Source organism: Chitinophaga sp. 22620, assembly GCF_052044405.1.
In the GTDB taxonomy this organism is placed as follows: Bacteria; Bacteroidota; Bacteroidia; order Chitinophagales; family Chitinophagaceae; genus Chitinophaga.
Genome location: NZ_JBQEMV010000001.1, coordinates 1,696,423 through 1,713,769, shown reverse-complemented (window position 1 = coordinate 1,713,769; position 17,347 = coordinate 1,696,423). Strand labels below are relative to the sequence as shown.

10 protein-coding genes are annotated in these 17,347 nt (G+C 54.3%); 3 read left to right on the top strand and 7 right to left on the bottom strand.

Annotated elements, in window-relative coordinates; translation table 11 throughout:
* Positions 1-15 precede the first annotated feature (15 nt).
* Genes ACTJIK_RS07050 through ACTJIK_RS07040 form a run of 3 tightly spaced genes read left to right on the top strand, consistent with a single transcriptional unit; the run spans position 16 to position 6,162 of the window.
* Positions 16-3,474 (top strand): SusC/RagA family TonB-linked outer membrane protein, encoded by a 3,459-nt coding sequence (locus ACTJIK_RS07050; protein ID WP_440645654.1) that lies wholly within the window; start codon positions 16-18, stop codon positions 3,472-3,474.
* A 13-nt stretch (positions 3,475-3,487) separates the two neighbouring features.
* On the top strand, positions 3,488-5,008 hold the full coding sequence (locus ACTJIK_RS07045) for a RagB/SusD family nutrient uptake outer membrane protein (RefSeq protein ID WP_440645653.1): 1,521 nt from the start codon (positions 3,488-3,490) through the stop codon (positions 5,006-5,008).
* Between the two features lie 20 nt (positions 5,009-5,028).
* Positions 5,029-6,162 (top strand): redoxin domain-containing protein, encoded by a 1,134-nt coding sequence (locus tag ACTJIK_RS07040; protein ID WP_440645652.1) that lies wholly within the window; start codon positions 5,029-5,031, stop codon positions 6,160-6,162.
* A gap of 129 nt (positions 6,163-6,291) precedes the next feature.
* Here ACTJIK_RS07040 and ACTJIK_RS07035 read toward each other — a convergent pair whose 3' ends face one another.
* The 7 genes from ACTJIK_RS07035 to ACTJIK_RS07005 all read right to left on the bottom strand — a co-directional run bounded on the left by ACTJIK_RS07035 (position 6,292) and on the right by ACTJIK_RS07005 (position 16,950).
* A complete protein-coding gene (locus ACTJIK_RS07035) occupies positions 6,292-6,630 on the bottom strand; it encodes a hypothetical protein (protein WP_440645651.1) in 339 nt (112 codons plus the stop codon).
* Positions 6,631-6,641: 11 nt separating this feature from the next.
* Positions 6,642-7,571 (bottom strand): DUF6772 family protein, encoded by a 930-nt coding sequence (locus ACTJIK_RS07030; RefSeq protein ID WP_440645650.1) that lies wholly within the window; start codon positions 7,569-7,571, stop codon positions 6,642-6,644.
* Between the two features lie 3 nt (positions 7,572-7,574).
* A complete protein-coding gene (locus ACTJIK_RS07025) occupies positions 7,575-10,112 on the bottom strand; it encodes a sodium:solute symporter family transporter (RefSeq protein ID WP_440645649.1) in 2,538 nt (845 codons plus the stop codon).
* Between the two features lie 16 nt (positions 10,113-10,128).
* Entirely contained in the window at positions 10,129-11,238 is a 1,110-nt protein-coding gene (locus ACTJIK_RS07020; protein ID WP_440645648.1) for a sialidase family protein, read from the bottom strand.
* Complete coding sequence (locus ACTJIK_RS07015; protein ID WP_440645647.1) at positions 11,232-12,731, bottom strand: RagB/SusD family nutrient uptake outer membrane protein; 1,500 nt, start codon at positions 12,729-12,731, stop codon at positions 11,232-11,234. The genes ACTJIK_RS07020 and ACTJIK_RS07015 overlap by 7 nt, the downstream gene beginning before the upstream one ends.
* Before the next feature lie 106 nt (positions 12,732-12,837).
* Positions 12,838-15,819: a SusC/RagA family TonB-linked outer membrane protein gene (locus ACTJIK_RS07010; protein ID WP_440645646.1), complete on the bottom strand. Its 2,982-nt coding sequence runs from the start codon at positions 15,817-15,819 to the stop codon at positions 12,838-12,840.
* A 12-nt stretch (positions 15,820-15,831) separates the two neighbouring features.
* Positions 15,832-16,950, bottom strand: coding sequence for a sialidase family protein (locus ACTJIK_RS07005; protein WP_440645645.1), 1,119 nt, complete (start codon positions 16,948-16,950; stop codon positions 15,832-15,834).
* Between the last annotated feature and the right edge of the window lie 397 nt (positions 16,951-17,347).

Here is a 17,347-nt window from a genome sequence, read left to right as displayed (position 1 = left end):
GTTTTATGGAGGGCTATGAAACTGTCTACCTATCTTTTATTGATCGGCTTCCTGCATGTAAGCGCCGCCGCCCGTTCACAACGGGTCAGCTTCACAGGTCAGCATGTGCCGCTTACCACCGTTTTTAAAGCCATCCAGCGGCAATCCGGCTATATCGTGTTTTATAACTACGACCTGCTGCAACAGGCATCGCCGGTTACCCTCCGTGTAAAGAACGTTCCGGTGGACGAACTGATGAAACAGGCGCTGCAGAACCAGGGCCTGGATTTTTCCATCGAAGACAAAACCATTTTCCTTGTGCGCCGTGTAATGCCCGTACAACCCGTGCCCGTGGCGGAAGACCCGGCAGTCAACATATCGGGCCGCGTTACGGACGAAAACGGCAAACCACTGGCCGGTGTGTCCGTGATCGTAAAAGGCTCCACGAAGGGCACGCAGACCAACGACCAGGGCGAGTTTACGCTGCCCGGTGTGGACAAGCGCGCGGTGCTCATATTTTCGTCGCTCGGTTTCACCCGCCAGGAACTAAGCCTTTCCGGCCGTACCGTGCTCGCCCTGCAATTACAGCCCGCTTCCAGCCGGCTGGAAGCGGTGCAGGTGGTGAATACCGGCTACCAGACCATTTCCGCGGAGCGGGCCACGGGTTCTTTTTCCTTCATTTCTCCCGCCCGCCTCGAATCGAAGCTCAGGCCCGACCTGAGAGCCGCGCTGGAAGGGCAGGCCGCGGGTGTCGTGATCACCAAGGAAGGGAACGTGGAGATACGCGGCGTATCCACTGTTACGGCTGAAAGGAAGCCGCTGCTGGTGGTAGATGGTTACCCCACGCAGGGCGACCTTGAAAGCATTAACATAGATAACATTGAAAGCATCACCGTGCTGAAAGACGCTGTAGCCGCGTCCATTTACGGCGCCCGCTCCAGCAACGGCGTGATCGTGATCACCACCAAAAGAGGCCGTTCCGGCGCTATCCGCGTGCAATACCGCGGCTCCACCGGCATCACCCTCAAACCCCAGGTCAGCTACCTGAACAGGGCTTCCGCCTCCGACTATGTAGATGCGGAAATAGACCTTTACAACCAGGACCAGAATACTTACCTGAACACTTACAACAACTACAGTTCATTGTCTGAAGTGCATTACCTGCTGGTGGCCAAGTCGCAGGGATGGGTGACGGCCAAGGAAGCGGACGACCGCATTGCCACACTCCGCCAGCAGAACGGCATCGGGCAGCTGGAGAAAAATTATTTCCGGCACCAGTTCACCCAGCAGCACAACATTTCCCTGACAGGTGGCGGCGAAAAAAGCTCGCTGAATGCCGCCGTGCGTTACATCTCCAACCAGGGCAACAGCGTGGGCTCCAGCGACAACCGGTTGATCGTGGATTTCAAGAACGAATGGCGGCCGGTGAAAAACCTGGGCGTCAACCTCTTCACCAACGTCAATTACAACACCAGCCGCTCGCCCGTGCGCTCATGGTCCGAATTGCTGGGATATACTTCCACCTCGCTGCTCCAGCCCTACAGCCTGGTCGTGGACCCGGTTACCGGCCAGCCTGCGCAGGTGTTCACGAAGAACAAAAGGAAGGAAGACCGTTACGCCGCCATGGCCGGCCTGAAACCGATGTATTACAACCCGCTGGAAGACCTGGCGCTGGAAACCACCAACGCACAGGGACTGCTGCTCCGTTTCGGCGGCAACATCCAGGCTACTATTCTTGAAGGGCTTACCGCGGAATTAGGCGGCAACTGGTCCAGGAGCAATACCAACTCCCGTTCCATTTACGATAAGAATTCCTACCGTATGCGCCAGCATTACAACGACGCCACATCCATTTCCAACCCTTCCAAACACTACATCCCCGATGGCGCGATGGTCAACGAAAGCAGGGGCATCATGCAGTCGTACATGCTGAGAGGTCAGCTGGGCTTCAACCGGAACCTGGGATTGCGCCATTATGTGGCCGCCATCGCGGGAATGGAGGTGAGCCAGACCAAAACCGACAACAACACCTATCCCACCCGCTTCGGGTACAACGACCAGGCAGGCACTTTCGCTACCTTCAACTATGCGGATTACAATGCCGGCTTGTATAATGCGGACATGCTGGGCACCAGCCGCCCAACCGCCAGCATCGGCAGCTATTCGTTCAACGACAACCGTTTCGTGAGCTGGTACGCCAACGGTTCCTACGAATACGACAACCGGATCGTGCTGAGCGGCAGCGTACGGCTGGACCAGACCAACTTCTTCGGCACAGATCCGAAGTACCGCTACAAACCTTTATGGAGCGCGGGCGCCACGTATAAGCTTTCGCGGGAGAAGTTCTTCCAGGTACCCTGGATCAGCAAGCTCAATATCCGCGGCTCATACGGCATCAACGGGAATATCTCGCTCAACAACGGGCCTTTCCTGATCGTGACTCCGGGCACCTTTTCCAATCTCACCGGCGACATCAACTACGTGATCTCCTCGCCGCCCAACAACTCCCTGCGCTGGGAAAAAACGAAAGTGACTAACCTGGGGCTGGATATGGGGTTCGCGCACAACCTTGTTCGCGTTACGCTGGATTACTACCATAAGAACAGCGAAGACATCCTCGCTTCAGACGCCATCGACCCTACCCGCGGTTTCAGCTCGCTCGTAAAGAACGCCGGCAAAATCCTCAACCAGGGCTTCGAAGTGTCTGTGGACGCGGATATTGTGAAACGCCCCGCTTTCAGCTGGAATGCCTACTTCATTTTCGCTTACAACAAGAACAAGGTGAAAGAGTATAACGTGAACTACATATATCCCTCTTCCCTTACCAACGGCGCCATCCGAAAAGAAGGCGACCCGCTCGACGCGTTGTATGCCTACCGCTTTGCGGGGCTGGACAACAATGGCGTAGCGCAGTTCTACGACCAGTCCGGCAAAAAGATGGGCGGCGGAAACGCAGCCGTGGGCGATCTTGTGTATGCCGGCACCACCCGCCCGCCTTACGTGATGAGCCTTACCAACACCTTCGGCTACAAAGGCTTCGATGTTTCTTTCATGCTCATTGCCCGCCTGGGGAATGTATTGCGGAAGGACGCGTTCACCGGTTCCAACTACATCAACAAAAATGTGGCGAAACGCTGGCGGCAACCGGGCGACGAGGCCAACACCATCTATCCGAAACTCACTTCCTGGAACATGGACATGTTCTACTTCCCGTATGCCGACGTGCTGGTGGAAAGCGCCAGCTTCATGAAGCTCCGCGACGTAACCGTAGCCTATACGCTGAACCCGAACCTGCTGAAAAGAGCCGGGGTGAAAGACAGCAAAATATATTTCCAGACCCGCAACCTCGTTATGCTGACGGCCAACAGCGACAAACGCGATCCGGAAATATCCGAGCTGAACACCACAGGCGGTACTGGAGCCTTTACAGAACAAGGCTACACCTCGCTGCCGCTGCGGCCGGAATTCTATGTAGGAATCATGTTTACCCTCTAAAAACTGAAAAAGGATGAGACTATTTCGTATATATATCAGCGTTATAACCGGAGTCCTGCTGCTGAGCGCCTGCAACAAGTTCCTGGACGTGAAACCGAAAGGAAAGCTGATACCCTCCGAGGTGGCGGATTTCGATCACCTGCTGGACCACACTTACATTGTGCAGTTCAATTTCCTGGACAACAACCTGGGCAGCATGCCGGGTTATCTTACAGACAACCTGGAGCTTTCCGAAGGCATCGGTAAAATATCTTACAAGGCGAACAACCACCCGAACATCGACCGGTACAATGCCTATACTTTCCGTAAGCCTTACAGCAACCCTAACACCGCGGATTATTTCTGGGACTGGGGTACCTATCGCGCCGCCGCTTATTTCAACAACGTGATAGACGGCATCGGCAAGATACAGAACCTCAGCTCCGGCGATGTGCAATATGCGCGCAGCGTGGTGGCGCAGGCGAGGGCGGGCCGTGCCTGGGGATATTTTCACCATTCCCTGCTCTACGGCCCCGTTTACAAGCCGGGCGGCAACAACAGCACGCGTACCATTCCTTACCTCACCAGTTCGGATGTGACCGCGCCCATGATAGACCTTTCCACGCAGGAAGAAATATTTTCGCTCGTTGCGCAGGACCTGCATGCCGCGCTTCCCGATGCGCCGGATAACACCAACTGGCCCTCGCGCCCCAATAAAGCGGCGGTGCAGACCATGCTGGCTTATTACCATCTCTTCACGCACAGGTACGACAGCGCGGCTTATTACGCCAATCTCGCCTGGACCGCCGCAACGGCTTCCGCCGGGCCGGGCAAGGTATTGTACAATTACAACGACTTCACCTGGACCAATCCCGCAAACGTGATCAGCAGCACCATCAAGGCGCCGGACAATTTCCTGTCTGCCGTGAACAGCCGCGAGATACTCCTGTACCGGTCCACCGACGCCGGCGCGGGCCGTTCGTCCAGCAGCTACCCTTCCGCTGAGTTCACCGCGCTTTTTGACAAGGACAGCGACCTCCGGTACAAGTTCTTCTTCCTCACCGCGCCCGGTTACAAAACCACTTACAACAACGTTACCTACGACGACGGCGAGCGCGTGCAATATTACCGCGGTTCCAAATCGCAGATGACCACCGGGTTCTCCTATCCCGAGCTGCTGCTCATCCGCGCCGAAGCCTACGCCCGTAGCAACAGGCTTGCGGAAGCCCTTACGGACCTGAACCTGCTGCGGCAGTACCGTTACGTAACCGGCACGCCGCAGGTAGCCGCAGGCACGCAGGATGAAGTGATCAAAGCCGTACTGGACGAGCGCCGCCGCGAATTACCCATCGGCAGCATCAAACGCCTGCTGGACCTGAAGCGTTTTTCGCTGGAGCCGGGCAAACCCTGGCACAAAGCCAGGATCGTGCACATGCTGGGTACCGAAAAATTCGAAGCGGATGTGGATTCAGATTTCTTCATCCTCAATATTTCAAACACCATTTTACAATACAACCCGGGCTGGAACATCCCGCTCGACACCCGTCCGTTCTAAAATCAAAAAAATACATCCATATGAAAAAGATGATCTCGGCAGCCGCGCTGTTGCTGCCATTGACGCTGCTCGCCCAGGAAGTGCCTTTTGAAATTAAAGGCAAGGTGACAGATCCCGGCACTCCTTCAAGAGCTTACCTGTACTACAGGAACGGGGCGGAAAACATCACCGATTCTGCTGACGTGGAACAGGGCGCCTTCGCCTTCAAGGGCAAAGTTGCCAACCCCGTTCGCGGCACCTTGCAGGTGCGCCCCAGGCCACAGGAAGGCAGGGCCATACGTATGGAATCGCTCAGTTTTTATATTGAAAAAGGCACGGTGAAGATCACCAGCGAAAAAGGGATCGGCGAAGCGGTAGTGAGCGGAGGCCCGCTGAATGCGGATTACAACCGCATGAACGAAGCCACCAAAGCCATGAAAGCCAAATACGCCGAACTGGGTAAGGAATATTCCGCGGCGGATGAAGCCACCCGCAAAAGTGAAGCATTCCAGAAAAGCTACCGCGATAAATACAAAGCGATCAACGAAGAAGAAAAAACGGCGCTGCTGGGTTACGTCAAAGCCAATCCCAATACCGTGATCGCGGTAGATGCACTGCAATCCTACGCAGGTTCCATGCCCGACGATGTGAAGACAATAGAAGGCATCTTCAGCTCCCTCTCCCCCCGTGTGCAGGAAAGCACTCACGGCAAAGCGTTCGCCAAAGTGCTCTCCGGCTGGAAGAACACCGCTATCGGCGCGCAGGCGCCCGAGTTCACGCAGAACGACACCGAAGGCAAACCCGTGAAGCTGACCGATTTCAGGGGAAAATATACGTTGATCGACTTCTGGGCTTCCTGGTGCGGACCCTGCCGCGCTGAAAACCCGCATGTGGTGAAGGCGTATGAAAAATACAAATCCAAAAACTTCGAGGTACTTGGCGTTTCGCTGGACCAGCCCACCGGCAAAGAAGCCTGGCTGAAAGCGATCGCAGACGACAAGCTCACCTGGGTGCAGGTAAGCGACCTGAAGTTCTGGGAAAATGAAGTGGCGCGTTTGTACGGCATCCGCGGCATCCCGCAGAACTTCCTGCTGGACCCGCAGGGCAGGATCATCGCGAAAAACCTCCGCGGTGAGGCGCTGGAAAAGAAACTGGCGGAAGTGCTGGTAAACTGAACGGAAAGTAAGATCAAATGAAAAAAACCACCGGGTAAACACCCGGCGGTTTTTTTTTCCAGTTTTGAAGTCAACTTTAGGTAGCTTCCTGATTTGATATTTATGTCCTGATTTGTGTCTGTGCGTCAGCTATGATTTCAGGTGAAGGTGAACGGAGGCCTTCACTTCAGCGTTCTGCCCGGATATTTCACCATTGATCCGCAGCCAGTTGCCGAAGTGGCTCACTTTGCAGAAATAATGCCCGGGCTGGTCTATCACAGGGAAAGCCGCGCCTTCCCTGATCCAGTTAATGCCGTCCGCCGAAATTTCCACGAAAGCGTTTACCCGCGCGTCCTTTCCTTTCAACTCTTCAACGATCAGGAAAAAAATAGCTTCTCCCGCCCATCCCGCTTCCATGGGATGCGAGCTGATCTCTCCTTTAAAATATTTCCTGCGTTCTACCGCAGCAGCATGAAACTGTCTCATCATCTTTTTAATAATTATTCAGCTGAAATAACCACTGAGTCCACGTAAAAAAATACCCGTCTGTCCGTATCGTTTTCCACCCACATGCTGGGGTTGAACAAACCTTTTATTCTCGCGTAAGGTGCTGTGAGGGTGGGTTTCACCCCTCTCAGATCAAAGGTCCTGTTGCCGGACTGCAGCTCTACGTACTCCCGTTTTTCCGTATCGATCAGGAGCCGCAGGTAGCTCCAGTTGATCTTATCGTCGCTTTCGTTATAGCACAGGTCCTGGTAACCGTCCGGGATCCATTCGAACCCGTCTGTGGAGCCGTCTGCGTACCGGTTGCCGTACCACATGGCGTCGATGCCCATTTTGCACCAGTCGTCTTCCACGCCATAGGCCCACTGCACATCCGTCACGTCTTTCGCCTTGAACACCTGCCAGCGGCGGACCATTTCACCGTTCACGGCGTTCACATACCGCGCACCGATAAAATACCTGTACTCGTCATCCTGGATATCGAAGAAGACGCCGAATGCGCGCATGGCCTGCTCGCTGAGGCCCTGCCGGTCCTGCTCAGGCGTATACGCATACCATAGTTCATATTGCCGCAGGCCCCTTGGCAGGTGTGTGGTAAGCCGTTTGATGCCGTGCGAAAGGCTTCCCGGCGCCGGCGCTTCCGTGTAAGGATTGGCCACGGGCCGCGTGGATAATTTCAGGGAGTAGGTACCGTCCATCGAACCATGCGTACCCGCCAGCCTGAAACTGGCGCTGCTAAGCATCAGCGGCCCCCACTGCGTTTTATCGACATGGCTGTACCTGAGCGTGTTAAAGTCCTTCCCGACATAATTGGGATGCAGGTCCATCCATCCGTTCAGCCCTCTGTCGAAATCATCATAACAGATGATCCTGTTTAGCGGCTGGTATTTGTTCAAACCTGCTTCCAGCGCAATCACTTGTTGCATATCTTATTTTTCTTTTAGTTTATCGTTGATGGTATAATACGTCAGTCCCTGCAAACCCTTTTTCCCCGGGAAAATGCAGCTGGCCAGGTACCCGATGATATAACAGCTCAGGAAACCGATCGCGCTGTAGAGCCAGAAGCTGAGCGGCGTCATGGTTTTTACCAGGTACAGGATGAGCCCGCTGCTGACAGCGCCGATCAAAGCCCCGGTGGAATTGGCCCTTTTGGTGAAGATGCCCAGCATGAAAAGGGCCGCGGATGCACCGATGAACAGGCCGGTGATCTCCTGGAACACATCCAGTATAGAGTTCACGTCCATGTACACCAATACCAGCGAAAGCCCTGTCGCAAAAACGCCGAGCACCACCGTGGCTATTCTTGCGGTGACGGCCGTTTGTTTTTGCGTGATATTCTTTTTAAACCTGGCATAAAAATCTGTGGTAAAAATGGTGGCCACGCTGTGTATGGAACCTTCGAGCGTGGACATGGAAGCCGCGAATATGGCCGCGATGATCAGCCCGCTGAGCCCTACCGGCGCGCGTTGCGCGATGAACATCGGCAATATGCCGTCCGACGCGATGGCGGGGTTCAGCTGATCCGGGTGTTGCTTGTAATAGATATACAGCGCCGTTCCCAGGCCGTACACTACCAGTGCCCAGGGTATCGAAACCCACACGTCCGCCCAGACGCTCCTCTGCGCCTGCTTCAGGCTGCTGGTGGTCATATACCGTTGTACCACGGCCTGGTCGCTGGTAAGATTGCCGAGGCGGATGAATATGTTCCCGATCAGTATCACCATCAGCGAGGAGGAAGTAAAATCCCATTCGCTTTCCCCGAGGCTGAATTTGTGATCGGCAATACCCTGTACAAAAAAATCGCTGAGCCCGCCTTCCAAGCCTGCAATGGCCAGTACCATGCAAACGATGCCACCACCGAACAACAATGCAGCCTGGGCCACTTCTATCCATATCACCGCCTCAATACCGCCCATTACGGTATACACCGTGCTCAGCACGCCCATGATCAGGATACAGGTAACCGTATCCAAAGGCGTAACAGCGGCCAGCGCCAGCGAGGGCAGGTATAGCACCAGTCCCATCCGCGCCAGTTGATATAGCACGAACACGGAAGCGGCGAACAGGCGCGCGCCGGAATTAAAACGTTCTTCAAGATAATGGTAAGCGCTGGCCACGTTGATCTTCCGGATGAACGGGATGTAAGCGCGCGTTACGATGGGCACGGCGATAAACCAGGTGAACACTCCCGCAAAGTAGGCCCAGTTCACGGCATACGCTTTCGCAGGTATGCTCATAAACCCGATGGCGCTCACCTGTGTGGCCATGATGCTGATACCCGCGGCCCAGTAAGGAATATTTTTGCTCCCCAGCAGGTAATCCTCCGAGGTTTGTTTTTTCTTCGAAAAGTAATAGCTGATGAAGCCGAGCCCCGCCAGGTAAACCACCAGCGTCGTGTAATCTATCCAGCCGAACTGGCTTTTTTGCCGAACGGTTTGCAGCGTGGCCATTTGTATTGCACCGGTGCGCACGCCAGGCCGCAGTTCCCCGCCCACCAGCAGCAGCCTGTTATTCCAGCGTACTGCCGCAGCGCCTGCCACCCCGGCCGGCATGTTGCTGAATTCCGTCCAGGTGTTGGTGATGGTATGATAAGCCAGCACATTGCTGGGCATATGATAGTTGTCACCCAGCTCAATGGCTTTGTCCGCATCATGCCCGTCGGACCCGCTGAAGAGCAGCACATGCGTTTGCCCCAGCGGCAGCGCCGAACTGTAGAATGACGCCCTGGGCATTGCTTCCATCGGTTTCCATTTATTGCGGCGCGGGTCGTAGGAAAAACCGTCTTTCAGGTACCCCGCTGTTCCTTTTCCGCCAAAGAAATACAAACATTCATATTCCCCGTTGCTTTGCGTGGCCATCACCGCACCGGAGCGCGCAGCGCCGGGCCATGCGGGCAACGGCTGCCACTGCCTGCCGCTTTCCGGCGACAAGTCCAGCCGCCAGAAACCTTGCTGTGGGTGGTCATTTCCGTCCTGTCCGCCCGCGATGTAAATATGATGACCGATCCTCCCGGCGGATAAAGAAGATAGCGCCGCCGGCAGCCGGGGAAAAGCGGTGTCTGTTTCAACTTTCCCTGCAACCGCGTTCCAGCGCAAAAGGAATATCTTATCAGAAACCGATTGGCCATCTGTACCGCCCATTACAAGCAAACCGCCGTCCAGGCCCACTACCGCGGCATTGGCCAGCGGCGCGGGCAATCGCCCTGCTTCGGTCCATTCCGCTGCGCGGGCATCTTTCGCGATGTAGATGCGGTCGTATACAATTTTCTGACCGCCCTGTTGAAGCGGTTTGTCAAAATTACCGCCGCCCGCTACGATCAATACGCCATTGCTGACGCCCGCAATCGTGTGGCTGAGCCCTTCCTTCACGGGCAGGTTGCCGGACTTGTCCCACGAAAGGCCCTGTGCCATTGTATGTACAGGCGTCATCATAAAAATGCCCAAGCACCACAACCATATATTCTTCATGAAACTGATCCGCATTTTATTTTGAATTTTCCAGCAGCCACTTTAAGCTGAACCGTGCAATTGAAACAGTATCGGGCATATGCTTTGCGCCGCCGTGACCGTATAAACAAATGATACTTTTATCCGGCAGCACTGCCAGGTCCGAATAAGTAGAGCCGCCTTCCTGGAGCAATCTGCTCACCGGCCAGGTTTCGCCTTCATCCCTGCTCAGCCGGATGGTAAGATCCCTTCTCTTTTTAAGATCGGCAGGCTGCGAAACCAGTATGATATTGGGTTTGAACGCATAACGGGTGAGCCCGATATCGCAAACCGCACCCGTCAGGCCTTTGTCGTACATGATGGGTGCGGACCAGCTTTGTCCTTTGTCGCGGCTCACCACTTTCGCCTGGAAAGAACCTTCCTGCTGCGAATAGGTGCGCCCTATCAGCAGGATGTCGCCGTTCTTTTTTTCCACGATCTGCGATTCGTTGAATTCCCCCACCGGCGCATCTTCCCCAACTTTCCAGGTTTTACCGTGATCGTCGCTGTAGAGGCAGTTCACCCCGTATTTCCGTTCGGCAGCCACGAAGGAAATGGCTTTCCGGTGCCATACCGGCACCACCAGCCGCTTGTTCTTCAGCTGGATGCCATGGCCCGGGCCGGGGAGATGAAAGGTCCATCCATTCGGGCTCCCGTCGAACAGGCGGGTGATCTCCGTAGCGGCGGACCAGGTCAGGCCATCGTCTTTGCTGGTGATATAAAATACCTGCGTACTGTCGTTCCTGTGATTCAGGGCGTAGAACAGGAAGAGTTCCCGGGTTTTGCCGTCCTCCACGATCGTAGGATTGGTCCAGGACTGGCCGTTGCTGCTGCTCACGAGAGTCGATGCGTAGAAGGTCTTCCCCCCGTCCGTACTTCGTTTCAGCACAAGGTGATGCGCGCCGTCGTCTTTGCTTTCCGTGATCCGCGCTTCCGCGAACGCCAGGATCGTTCCTTTTTTTGTAACGGCCAGGCCATACACAAAATGCGCCAGGATGTTGTTCTCATTGGCCTGCCAGAGCACCGTCCGCTGCGGCACATGCTGCCCTTTCACGAGCAGTGTGCACAGCAGCAGCATGGCCGTCAGTATCCTTGTTATTTTTACCATTCCGGGTTCTGTTTGATCTTCGGATTCAGTTTAACTTCATTGGCCGGTATCGGGAAAAGCAGGTGCTTAGCCGTCACCGGGTATTCAGGATGGATGGCCTTGATGGTTTGCACCAGGCGCTTTGTTCTCACCAGGTCGAACCAGCGGTGGCCTTCGAACCCAAGCTCCAGCACCCTTTCGTTCAGCACCGCATCACGGAATGTATCTTTCGACAATCCCTGCAGGTCTGCCGGTGTTGCGGAAGGGTTTGATCCGTTCCTGTTCCTGGCCCTTGCCCTGATGGCGTTGATCATCGCATATGCATCATTCGTCGGGCCGGAAATTTCATTCAATGCTTCCGCTCTCATCAGGTACACGTCCGCCATCCTTAACACCACGAAATTGCCGCCAAACGCGGCCGCATCCCTTGTTGTGGCATTTTTATTCACATACTTCCTCGCTGGGCTGGGATAGGGCATCGCAAGCTGTTGCCAGGTAACCGTATTCCCGTTCTTATCGGGTCCGGAGGTATAAAACGTGCATTCTTTGCGGTAATCATTGTCGGGATACCGGTTAAAATATGCCACCTCGGCAGCAATGCCGCCGCCATCAGAAGCAGCCTGGCCGGGAACAACGAGCATGCCCCTTGGCAAGGCAAATGCGCCAAATATGCTGAGCTCGCCGGCGGAGATCAAAACACGGTCGCCCTGCCACTCGAATAAAGATTCCCTGTTAAATTCATCTTCCGCGCCAACCGCTTTTTCATAATCAGGCAAAAGCGTATGCTGCGGCATGGCGATCACTTCGCTGCAGAGGTCTGCGCATCGCTGGTAATCTCCCTGCTGCGCCGCTACAGATGAAGCCCTTGTAAGATATACTTTTGCAAGCAATGCTTTGGCAGCTCCTTTCCTGGCCCTTCCGTTCTGGTTGGTTGGCGCAAGGCGCTCCCCGGCATACACCAGGTCTTCAATGATCTGGTTATAAATATCGCTCACCGGAGACCTTGCAATGTCCACTTCATCGAGCGAAGCAACTTCGAAGGTAACCAGCGGCAGATCGCCCCATAACCTCACACCATAAAAATAGCTCAGCGCCCGCAAAAACCGGGCTTCCGCCAGGTACTGCGTTTTCAGGGAATCGTTCATGGCTATGCCCGCAACGCGGTTGATAACGATATTAGCCGCGTTGATGGCGGCATACATATTGTTCCATGTCCGGGATATGTCGTCGTTATCCGCTACATAGCTGAATTCATCCAGCGGCTTCTGCGGGGCGAGCGCGGGCGACAAAGCTTCATCTGAGGCAAACCACGTGATGTACTGCAGCCGCCTTGCTATGAATGTTTCGCTGGCGCTGCCGATCGCATCGTAAGCGCCTGTAAGCGCAACGAATGCGTCTTCCGCTGTTTTGTAATAATTCTCCGGCGAGAGGAAGCTCTGCGGCTTTTCTTCCAGGAATTTGCTGCATGATGCTAACAACATGCCGGCCATCAGGAAAAGAAAAATATGTTTCATCCGTTAATATTTAATTTTTTAGCGGTCGGATGGAACCTCGCATTAACATTTCTCCTGTGTAAGAAGGATTTATTATGCTCGGTTTCATGACCGGATTCTTTTTTGTTTATAACTTCAGGTTAATACCGAACATGAGCGTGGTGGCCGTGGGATAATCCCCGCCGCCATCAGGATCATACCCGATGTAATCCGTCTGCGTCAAAAGGTTCTGGCCGGACACATATACGCTTGACCCCGCCAGCTTCGGCAGCAGCGAAGAAGGGATAGTATAGCTGAGCTGTACGTTGCGGACCTTCAGGTACGAAGCATTCATTAACTGGTACGTAGAAGTGAGCACATTGCTGAAACCCGCCCGTGGTATATTGCTGTTCGGGTTCCGGGAAGACCAGCGGTTCAGGAGGTTCACCGATTTGTTCCCCGCATCCGAGGGGTCCGTGAGGCCGGTATTCTCCACCCTGTCCGCCCCGGCGGCGCCCTGGAGGAATACTGTCAACGAAAAATTCTTATATCCGAATGAGCTGTTGAACCCATAAATGAATTCCGGAAGGGAATTGCCCATCACGATCCTGTCGTCCGCATTCAGGAGGCCATCCTGGTTCACGTCCCGGTATTTTGCATCGCCCGGCTTAACATTCACCTGTGCCGTCTGTGCGTCGATCTCTGCCTGGTTGTGGAACACGCCTTCATAAACATAACCCAGGAAGTTGCCGGGAGGATACCCTACAAATAAAGTAGTGGATGTGGCGCGGCCCAGGGAAGTGACCTCCGCTTTGTTCCGCGCGAAGTTCAGATCGGCAGTCCAGGTAAAATCGCCGGTGAAGATGTCGCCGCCGAGGTTCACCTCGAACCCTTTGTTCTGCAATCCGCCTGTATTATACAATGCGCTGCTGTAGCCGGAATAGGCCGGCAGGTCTACAGTGAACAGCAGGTCGCGGGTATCTTTTTTATAATAATCCGCGGTCATTCTTAAACGGCTGTCGAAAAAGGCAAGGTCGAGGCCGATATCCCACTGCGCTGTTTTTTCCCATTTCAGCTCGCCATTGGCCAGCCTGTTGTGCCGCGCGGCGGGAAATAACTTGTTGTCGAAAATATAGAAGTTGGAAGTGGAAAGCGTGGCGATGGACTGATAACTGCCGATCTCCTGGTTGCCGGTAAGACCGTAGCTGCCCCTGATCTTCAGGTCTGAAAGGAATTTCAGCTCTTTCATAAACGGCTCTTCAGACAAGCGGTACCCCACAGCTACTGAAGGGAAATACCCCCATTTGTTCGAAGCGCCGAACTTGGAAGAACCGTCTGCCCTGAATGATACGGTAAGCAGGTATTTATCATCATACTGGTAATTCGCTCTTCCCAGGAAAGACGCCATGGCCCATTCGTTCAGCGAAGAATTGATGATGGTGGAACCGGTGGCGCTGCCAATCGAGTTAATACCCAGCCTGTCATCCGCAAAGCCTGAGGGCTCGGTGGTTGTGCTGAAGTCCTGCTCCTTTTGCCAGGAAAAGCCGCCCAGCAATTCCACGTTGTGTTTTTCGCGGAAGATCTTCGTATACCTGACGGTGTTTTCGTTGAGGATATTGGTGACCTTCCTTTCACCGATCATGCCCAGGCCGCCCAGCAGCCCGCCAATATAGGTGGTGGCCCTGGGATAATATTCCTGGTTGTTCCTGTTGATCAGGTTCACGCCAACGAGCGATTTGAACGTCAGGTTTTCGATGGGCTTGTATTCCAGCGCAACATTGCCGAGGAAATTGTCGCCCTGCAGTTTGTTCTTAATGGTCAGCAATGACGCTAACGGGCTTTCAGCTTTTGCCGCGTTGTACCAGTAATCCACATATTCCCCGTTTTCGTCGAATACGGGAATGGTGGGCGAAGTAGCGTATATTTTTTCGCCGACGGACCGTACGTTGCCGCCCCCCGCGCCGCTGGTGGGCACAGACCGGTTGATGGTCCGGGCGAAAGAAAGCGACTGGGAGAACTTTACTTTTTCACTAAGCCTGGCATCCGCGTTCACCCTGAAGGAATAGCGTTTCAGGTTTGAATTGACCACGATACCGTCCTGGTTGAAATAGTTGCCTGAAACGAAATATTTCAGGTTGCCTTTTGCGCTGGACAATGACACCTGGTGGTTCTGGATGGCGGCGGACCGGAAGAGCTCATCCTGCCAGTCGGTACCTTTGCCAATGGCGGCGGGATCTGCAAAAGGCGCGGGCAGGTTGCGCGAAACTGCCCAGTCGTTCAGGTATTCCGCATGCTGCCGGCCGTTCATCAGTTCCAGTTTATTCGCAATGGTCTGTACACCGTAATAGCCGTTATAGTCCACCGTCATTTTGTTGCCCGATCCGCGTTTCGTGGTGATGATAATCACGCCGTTCGATCCCCTGGAACCGTAGATGGCCGTGGCGGAAGCGTCTTTCAGCACCTGGATGGACTCGATGTCGTTCGGGTTGAGCGAAGCGAGCGCGTTGGTGGGCGTAAATGTTCCGTAGGAAGTGCCTGAAGGGTCTTTGCTGTTGTTGTACACCGGCACATCGTCTATTACGAAAAGCGGTTCGTTGCCGGCATTCAGCGAGCTGGCGCCCCTGATCCTGATGTTCAGCCGGCCGCCGGGCGCGCCGGAAGCCTGCGATACATCCACGCCCGCGGCGCGTCCCTGTATCAGCTGGTCCACACTCACGGCCGGCTGGTTCTTAATAGCGGCGGAGGAAATGGAAGCGATGGAACCGGTAATGTCTTTACGCTGTTGTGTGCCATAGCCCACCACCACTACTTCCTGCACGGAAGCAGATGAAAGCTCCATCATAATGTCGATCTTGGATTGCCCGCCGATCTTTATTTCTGTTGTTTTGTAACCAACGTATGAAACGATCAGCGTGCCGTTGGCGTTGGAAACCCCGATCTTAAAGTTTCCCGCCGTGTCCGATTTGGTGGCGTTGGTGGTTCCTTTTTCCAGGAGGCTTGCCCCTGCGAGCTTTTCACCGTTTTGTGCAGTGACGGCGCCCGTTACCACCAGTTTTTTTTCCTGCGCGCGGAGGAAAAGTGCGGGCAGTATGCATAGCGTGAATAACGTGGAGAAGATTCTCTTTTTCATGTCGTGAATTTTTTACTGTTGTGATCTGGCGGCCATCATCATGTCTGTTTCCTGGAGGCTGAAGCGTGTACTGACCACCGAATTTTTATTTTCTCCGGGCTGGTATTTGATATAGGTCGTCGCTACGAACGTCTGGTCCGGCAGCAGCTCGATGCCGCTGTAGCCGCAGTCCCAGGTTTTATAGCTGTGCAATAATTTGATGCGGTACTGGCCGGGCTTTTTGCTGATGATATCATCGTATGTGCCTACCCAGGCCACGTAGGCATTTTTGGTGGAGCTGTTCCCGCCCGTATCCCTGAAAACGACTACCAGCCTTCCGTCCGCGCTGTATTTCGCTTTGTGCCGGTCGCCCCAAAGCGGCTCCGGAAGGGGTTCCGGGGTAGTCCAGGTGGCGCCTTCGTCGTTGCTGAGCATGTACAGCGATACTTTCTTTTCATTTTCGCGGATGAGGCAGAGGAGTTGTTTGCCGGAAGGTGAGCGGATGATCTCCGGTTCGCAGGGTTTCAGGCCGGCCGTGTCCAGGATGGTGCGTAATGGTTCCCAGGTAAGGCCGCCGTCGTTGGAAATGCTTTGTACGAGGATGCATGATTTTTTTTCCACCATTTCACCGGGCCTTCTGCGGTTGGTCATGCCCAGCAATCTTTTGCCGCCGTTGATGGGAACGATGGTGCAGAACGGCATGCCGACGGGCCCGAGCCCGTTGCCTTTCATGGTGCTCCAGTTTTTACCGTCGAAAATGGCTTGTTGCATGTTGCGGTCTGCCCCGCTGCCGGCGAATATGATGAGGTTTTGTTTGCCTTCGGGGTTGGGCAGCAGGTAAATAGCGGGACAGTTTGCAGCGGTGATCCAGTTGGAAGGCACGGGCTCTGCGGCCCAGGTGCGGCCGCCGTCGCTGCTTTTTTTGAGGGGGCCGCATTTGCCGCCATGGCCGTAGGTCCACACGCAGTAAATGGTTTTCCCGTCAGGCATCAGTGCGGTAGTTGGCTGCCCGTTATAGATATCTTTTGTACCCTGCGCTACGATAACGTGGCGGCTGGTATCAGCCGACAGGTCAAGGACGGGCAGAGGCGCTCTGTCAAAAAGTGATGGCAAAAGGAAGCCTGTAAGCAGTAAATACGTGCTTATGCTCATAACTGTGGAGATTGAGTTTTGGTACCCGGAAATTATATTGTCCTATATGTACTACATATAGACAAAATAAAAGAGAATTTTTAAGTTTTCCTAATTTCTGCGGAAAAAATCCGTGAGAGGGCTTTTCATATGCGCGGGAAGAGTATGAGGTATTCTTAGTAAATGAAGACGGTGTATATACCGGTGATATCTGTCTCCTGGATTAGCAGTTGGCGGTGTATACACCGGCGCATTGGTTCTAAGTACATTATTTAACGGGGATAATTTTGACCAAGACAAACCTTCGCCGGTGTATACACCAACGTGGGCGGAAGCGCAATATTAGTGGAGGATCAGCCGGCGGTGTATACACCGGTGCATTAGTTCCATGTACAATATTAGTGTAGGTCAACCGGTG

What these genes read in the sequence shown, in the direction of transcription:
- ACTJIK_RS07030 (WP_440645650.1), bottom strand. Translation starts at nt 7,571, where the DNA reads ATGCAACAAGTGATTGCGCTGGAAGCAGGTTTGAACAAATACCAGCCG.
- ACTJIK_RS07020 (WP_440645648.1), bottom strand. Translation starts at nt 11,238, where the DNA reads ATGGTAAAAATAACAAGGATACTGACGGCCATGCTGCTGCTGTGCACA.
- ACTJIK_RS07035 (WP_440645651.1), bottom strand. Translation starts at nt 6,630, where the DNA reads ATGATGAGACAGTTTCATGCTGCTGCGGTAGAACGCAGGAAATATTTT.
- ACTJIK_RS07040 (WP_440645652.1), top strand. Translation starts at nt 5,029, where the DNA reads ATGAAAAAGATGATCTCGGCAGCCGCGCTGTTGCTGCCATTGACGCTG.
- ACTJIK_RS07005 (WP_440645645.1), bottom strand. Translation starts at nt 16,950, where the DNA reads ATGAGCATAAGCACGTATTTACTGCTTACAGGCTTCCTTTTGCCATCA.
- ACTJIK_RS07010 (WP_440645646.1), bottom strand. Translation starts at nt 15,819, where the DNA reads ATGAAAAAGAGAATCTTCTCCACGTTATTCACGCTATGCATACTGCCC.
- ACTJIK_RS07025 (WP_440645649.1), bottom strand. Translation starts at nt 10,112, where the DNA reads ATGAAGAATATATGGTTGTGGTGCTTGGGCATTTTTATGATGACGCCT.
- ACTJIK_RS07045 (WP_440645653.1), top strand. Translation starts at nt 3,488, where the DNA reads ATGAGACTATTTCGTATATATATCAGCGTTATAACCGGAGTCCTGCTG.
- ACTJIK_RS07050 (WP_440645654.1), top strand. Translation starts at nt 16, where the DNA reads ATGAAACTGTCTACCTATCTTTTATTGATCGGCTTCCTGCATGTAAGC.
- ACTJIK_RS07015 (WP_440645647.1), bottom strand. Translation starts at nt 12,731, where the DNA reads ATGAAACATATTTTTCTTTTCCTGATGGCCGGCATGTTGTTAGCATCA.